5 protein-coding genes and 1 pseudogene are annotated in these 5887 nt (G+C 42.4%); 1 reads left to right on the top strand and 5 read right to left on the bottom strand.

Annotated features, from left to right (window positions below; all coding sequences use genetic code 11):
• Positions 1-92: 92 nt before the first annotated feature.
• A pseudogene (locus tag QUB33_RS28410) lies at positions 93-356 on the bottom strand (transposase); the annotation flags it as partial.
• A 106-nt stretch (positions 357-462) separates the two neighbouring features.
• On the opposite strand from QUB33_RS28410, the gene QUB33_RS28415 reads away from it, so the two are divergent.
• Positions 463-1497: a hypothetical protein gene (locus tag QUB33_RS28415; protein WP_333357663.1), complete on the top strand. Its 1035-nt coding sequence runs from the start codon at positions 463-465 to the stop codon at positions 1495-1497.
• Between the two features lie 200 nt (positions 1498-1697).
• On the opposite strand, the gene QUB33_RS28420 is transcribed toward QUB33_RS28415, so the two are convergent.
• The 4 genes from QUB33_RS28420 to QUB33_RS28435 form a co-directional block, all read right to left on the bottom strand.
• The gene (locus QUB33_RS28420) at positions 1698-2633 is read right to left on the bottom strand and encodes a branched-chain amino acid ABC transporter permease (protein WP_333357666.1); all 936 of its coding nucleotides are present in this window, start codon (positions 2631-2633) and stop codon (positions 1698-1700) included.
• A 45-nt stretch (positions 2634-2678) separates the two neighbouring features.
• Complete coding sequence (locus tag QUB33_RS28425; RefSeq protein ID WP_333357669.1) at positions 2679-3248, bottom strand: GNAT family N-acetyltransferase; 570 nt, start codon at positions 3246-3248, stop codon at positions 2679-2681.
• Positions 3249-3399: 151 nt separating this feature from the next.
• Positions 3400-4350, bottom strand: a complete 951-nt coding sequence (locus tag QUB33_RS28430) for a branched-chain amino acid ABC transporter permease (RefSeq protein WP_333357672.1) — start codon at positions 4348-4350, stop codon at positions 3400-3402.
• A 151-nt stretch (positions 4351-4501) separates the two neighbouring features.
• Positions 4502-5758, bottom strand: a complete 1257-nt coding sequence (locus QUB33_RS28435; RefSeq protein ID WP_333357675.1) for an ABC transporter substrate-binding protein — start codon at positions 5756-5758, stop codon at positions 4502-4504.
• Positions 5759-5887: the final 129 nt, after the last annotated feature.

The following is a 5887-nucleotide window of genomic DNA, read 5'->3' on the forward strand; positions in this document are numbered from 1 at the left end:
TACAAATACCCCAGGCATCAATCTTTTTAGTTAGATCACCCCATTAAGATTAAAAAGACCTCATTATAACACAAAATCAATTCTGCAAGAGGTCTATTCATTACGTCTAGGCGACGTTGATTGACCTCATTGAATGACCAAGGCGCTGCTGTTAAAAAATGATGTAATTTGTGGTAAGTTACTCCGACGGCGTTTGCTGCCATCTGCGACAAGTTTTTTCGCTCACTTTCTCCCAATAATCCCCCTAAATAGTTCCTAAACTCTCGTTTTTGGGCAAGATGACCAAAAATATCGTCAAATCTTTGACACCATCTATCGAAGCAGGGGGGCATCGCGGCAGGGGTTGTCTCTTTCATTGGTCATTCTTTAACGTTATATGCTTGCATAGCAAGCATTCTAACGTATTTTCACCGTATTTTTTGTTTAAGTCCCGTTAATTTACTTCAACCAATCGATCAAAAAATGATTGATTGTATTCCAAATTTAGATTCAATTGCTAGTCAGTGGCAATCCAAAGCAAATAGTATTCGTTCCTCAATTAATCAAGTAAATATTGGGAATCAAGGTAAAAATGGCATTGAAAAACTTGAATATAATGTTGCAAGGGGTATTATTTCTCTTGTTGCAACAGTTCAGGCAAAACACACTTGGAATGTCACAATCCCTGAGGTAAGAGAAAGAGTTCCTGTTGATAAATATCGCTGGGCAGATATTCCTTATCCTGATGTACGAATGGAAAGAAAGTGTAGATTGGGCGTTTGTGTAAAAGTACCAGTACCTTTTACTAATTACCGAAGAGAAAAAGTGCCTTATGTAGAAATGGAAATGCGGACTATTACGCCAAAAAGAACTGTATCTCAGACAGCCTCAGCTACCTGCAAGTATGATTATACATTGAATTTGTCTACATTTGAACAAAAGCCGATATTTAATTGCGGTCAAGGATGGAGCGGTAATATAAAATTGGATGCAAGTGCAATTACTAGCATTCTAAATGGAGAGATGCCTACCTTGGGTAAGTTAGTAAATAGCCTAAGTGTTACACCACCTCTATTTAAGGATGCCAATCGTGATACTTACAATGACGAAAGAAATAAAATGATTGCTAATCATTCCAGCTCTTTCGTTTACTTTTCTTCGCAATCTTTTGTAGAATGGGCTTCGGCTGAAAACCACGGAACTAATATAGTTCTCGCAGCGGTTTCCGGTGGTGGATATGGTGCGGAGCTTGTGCGTCAAATTCAACAAAGATTGACTACTGAACTTGGTTTCTTAGGAACCTGGGCATCGCAAACCGCAGTAAATTTAGGTGTTGAACAGATTGTATCTATGTTGACAACGGGCGAAGTGATGAATTTCGGCAAGTTTCGGGTTTCCGTAAAAGCGGTGAATGTGCCTTATGTTTATCAGAAATGTGTAGTTAACCGTGGTGATTGTACTCCTGAAGCTAAGTCGCCTCGTTTAGGTTTTGCTATAATTGCAACACCAAGCAATTAAGTAATAACTAAAATATACCTCTCAGACTTAAACATTCAAGGTTTTTTACTCGCAGTTCGTCACTATTCATCTTTTCACCAGAAAACAGGAGATGAGGGGGTGGAGGCGATCGCTATTCATGCTGGAGGCGATCGTACTTTACCTTTTTTCATCAACAGGGCGATCGATAAGGGGGTAAAAAACCGTAACGCTATCTGTTTTTAAACAGAAGTACGATCGCGCTTCCTCCACCTCTTCAACAACTCCGGCGTCACCAAACCTTGCGGAAAAAATATTGTACCCAAAACAATCAGCACCCCAAAAATAATTAACCGTCCATCCCGCAGAAATTGTGCCAACCAAATCGGCAATCCCTGAATAGTCGCCATTCCCCTCAAAACCTCCGGCAAAGCAGTAAAAACCATCCCACCCAAAACTGCTCCCAGAAAACTTCTGCTACCACCTATCAACACAGAAGTCAAGTAAATAATACTAGCATCAAAAGTACCTTGACGCGCGTTCCAAGTATTCAGGAAATGAGCGCTAACTGCACCCACCACACCAGCTAAAACAGCACCTAACGTGAAAGCCAAAACTTTATAAAAAGTTGGATTAATGCCGATCGCATCAGCCGCCAACTCATCCGCCCGAATCGCCGCAAAAGCCCGCCCCACGCGAATCCGTTCCAGCCGATAGACAATCGCCATACTTACCAAAAGTAAAGGTAGTACAATCCACAAATACTCGATCGGTGTCGCAAACGGTTGCGGAATCCCAAAAATGCCCACAGCCCCGCCAGTGATGTCCAGATTCAGCGATAAAACCCGCAAAATTTCCACAAAAGCAATAGTTGCGATCGCCAAATAAATCCCACTTAACCGCAGCGCCGGAATTCCCACTAAAATACCCAGCAACCCCGAAACAGCCCCTGCAATTATCATCTCCAATAACAGCAGTGGCAGCGGAAATAAACCGCCGATCGTTTGAAACACTGTGGTAGATAAAATCGCCGCAATATACCCACCCAAAGCATAAAAACCCGGGCTAGCCAGAGACAACTGTCCAGTCATTAAAGGCAAATACAGCGACATTCCCAACATTGCACCCAGCAACATCGAGACAATCAGAAACCCATAAGTAGTCAAAAAGGTAGCCATTTGATTTTAGATATTTTAGATTAGAAGTTATTAAGGAAAATCTGGTTAGCTTGGTTTCCAATTTGGATTTATTAAGCTAGTCTGAATCTGGTCTTCCCATCGACCATTTATCAACAAATAGTCTCTAGCGTAACCTTCTACCACAAATCCCAATCTTTTCAGTAGATTACCGCTACGCTGATTGTGAGGCATATAATTTGCCATAATGCGATGTAAATTTAACTCTTCAAAAACATATTGAATTGCAATTCTCACAGCTTCCGTCATATAACCTTTACCTTGTTGCGCTTCTGCCAGATTATATCCCAAAAAGCAGAAATGACCGGCACCTTGTACCAAATTATCAAAATTAACGTTACCGACAATATACTCAGGATTAGCCTTCTCAAAAATCCACACTTTTAAAGATTTGTCAGACTTAAAGCCTGGGAAATATTTCTCTACTTGTTTTTCCCAATAAGTTTGCGTTAAAAAATCCTCCGCCCACTGTCGGTGCCAGGGAGTAAAAAACCTTTGATTGTCTCTGTAAAATTTAATGATTTCGCAAATATCGTCTTGATTGGCTAATCGCAAAAAAAGGCGATCGCTTAGTATTAAGGGAAATTCCGAATTCATCAAATTGCCTCTGAGGTATGAATAAATTTTCTAGGTACGTATGTAAAACTCCACAACAGTTTATACGGGCTGGTTTAGCTATAGTCTTTGCTGGAAACCCATTGTCCCTTCTCTAAACCGGCCTGCCTTATTAGATGTCTTGCAAAGAATACTACACCTTTTGAATCAAACGCCGTCCAAACAAACCCTGCGGTCTAACCAATAGCATAATAAACAATATGGCAAAAGCAACAGCATCCTTATAAGCCGAAAAATCTCCAGGTACAAAAGCCTCTACCAAACCAATTATAAAACCTCCCAAAACTGCCCCAGGAATACTTCCCAACCCACCCAGCACAATCACCGCCAAACCCTTCAAACCAAAAGCAATACCAAAATACGGCCCAGCAATACTCACACTCGAACCCACCAAACTCCCCGCCAAACCCGCCAGAAAACTGCTCACAAAAAACGTCAACACAATGTATCTATCAGTATCAATACCCAATAAACTAGAAGTAGTCGCATCTTCAGCCACAGCCTGCATTGCTTTGCCAAATTTAGTAAAATTTATTAAGTAAGTTAAAACAGCTACAATCGCTACAGATACCGCAAAAATTACTATTTGAACAGTACGAATCGGAATTGGTTTATCCCCAGTCCCGAAGTTAATGGCAGCAGGTAAAGAGCCGTAAGTGTTAGCAGGAAAAGTGTAAATTTCCGCACCGACCAGATATTGGATGATATTGGCGATCGCAACAGCTACACCCAAACTAGAAACCACAGTCAGCAGAGGCTCCGAGTGTCGTCGGCGCAAAGGTAAAAAAGCAACTCTTTCAACTATTACTCCTACCAAACCAGCCATGACACTTCCCAAAATTAACGCCACAGCAAAAGGCAACTGCACCGGAATTCGAGCGTTAGCCCACAACCCATTAAAACCGAAAGCTCCTCCCATCAGCGCATAAGTGAAATAAGCACCCAAAGTAAATACGGCACCGTGAGCAAAATTAATAATTCCCAAAATAGAAAAGACCAGCGTGTATCCCAGGGCAAAAATAGCATACACGCTGCCGATCGACAAACCATTCAAAAATTGTTGCAAAAACAGAGTTAAGTCCATTACCAGTTAAGAAGTGAGCATCACACCAAAATCATTCAACAACAAATATGTCCGCGATTTTCCCTCTTCCCTCTTACTTCTTTGGTCTTCCTGACACCTGTTACATCCGTTACATCTTTTACAAAAGCAGTGGACTAATTTCCCTCTCCCCTCATTTCAAAAACTCAAACTTACCATTATTGCCATCTGCCTCCATCTTAATCCGTGCCACATAAAACTCTTTCTGATTAATCTCACCTTCAGGGGTAAAATAAATTTCCCCCAAAGGCGTGTCATACTTTCCACGCAACAACTGCTGATTCAAATTTGTACGCAACTCTGCTAAAGGCTTTTGGCTAACCTTAGACTGAGCATTAAGTGCCTTTAATGACTCTACAAAAACTTGTACGCCAGTAAAAGCCTGAGCGCTAAACTGAGGCGGTTCTTTCTTAAATTGAACGCGATAAGCATCGCGAAAAGCCTTATTAACTTCATTTTCATATTCCGGGCTGTAGGCTTGGGCAATCAAAACTCCATCACAGAGTGCTTTACAAACAGGAAATAAATTAGAAGTATTCAGACCATTGCCGCCAATTATCGCGCCTTTGTAACCCAACTCCCGCAATTGCTTAATTAAATTGCCTCCATCGGCGGCCAACCCGGAAATAATTATCAAATCGGGGTTGACATTTATTGCGTTAGTAGCTTGAGATTGGAAATCTGTATCAGTAGTCAAGAATTTTTGGACGGTTGCCAATTCCAGCCCCATATCTTTAACAGTTGTCTGAAAAGTTTCAGTCTCAGATTTGCTAAAAGCATCATTCTGAGCAAAAAACACGGCTACTTTCTTAATATTGGGATTTTGCTTCAGTGCAGCTTTAACTGCATTAGGTGCTACCACGGCCACAGGCGCGGAGACTCTGGCCACATAATCGCCAATCTGGGGAATGCCTTTAGCAGTGTTGGAGGGTCCGAGTACGGGAACTTTTGCTCGATCGGCGATCGGATCGGCACTAAAAGCCTGCTGCGAGAGAGTTGGGCCCACAATACCCACCACCTTATCCTGATTGATCAGAGTATTGAAGGCATTGATCGTCCCTTGTTCATCTCCACCGGTATCTTGGAACACCAGTCTAATCGGCGTCCCATCCACACCGCCCTTATCGTTGAAATACTTCTCAGCAATTTTCGCCCCAGCCACCTGTTCCTGACCCAGTAAAGCCACATTGCTAGTTTGCGCCACCCCAACCCCAACGGGAATAGCGGTAGAGTTCCCCGCAGCCGAACCCTCTGGCGAAGTTGCCGGAGATGGCGAAGTACCTGGAGATACGGCAGTTGATGTCTGGGGAGTGTTGGTCTGACTGCAAGCGCTCAGCAGTAAAGCGCAGGTAACGAACAAGGCAGTAGGACGAGCGGCAGGTTTTTTCATAAGCGGGCGATCGAAAATCTATATATAGAACATTTACACGTAGAGATATTCTACCCAGGCGCGGTAGATACTCCCCTCAAAAGTCCAATCTTGCCCAAAAAAAAGACCCCATAGTTAAAAGAGGAGTCA

Origin of the sequence: Microcoleus sp. B3-A4, from assembly GCF_036705385.1 — a bacterium.
In the GTDB taxonomy this organism is placed as follows: Bacteria; Cyanobacteriota; Cyanobacteriia; order Cyanobacteriales; family Microcoleaceae; genus Microcoleus.

What these genes read in the sequence shown, in the direction of transcription:
- QUB33_RS28415 (WP_333357663.1), top strand. Translation starts at nt 463, where the DNA reads ATGATTGATTGTATTCCAAATTTAGATTCAATTGCTAGTCAGTGGCAA.
- QUB33_RS28420 (WP_333357666.1), bottom strand. Translation starts at nt 2,633, where the DNA reads ATGGCTACCTTTTTGACTACTTATGGGTTTCTGATTGTCTCGATGTTG.
- QUB33_RS28425 (WP_333357669.1), bottom strand. Translation starts at nt 3,248, where the DNA reads ATGAATTCGGAATTTCCCTTAATACTAAGCGATCGCCTTTTTTTGCGA.
- QUB33_RS28430 (WP_333357672.1), bottom strand. Translation starts at nt 4,350, where the DNA reads ATGGACTTAACTCTGTTTTTGCAACAATTTTTGAATGGTTTGTCGATC.
- QUB33_RS28435 (WP_333357675.1), bottom strand. Translation starts at nt 5,758, where the DNA reads ATGAAAAAACCTGCCGCTCGTCCTACTGCCTTGTTCGTTACCTGCGCT.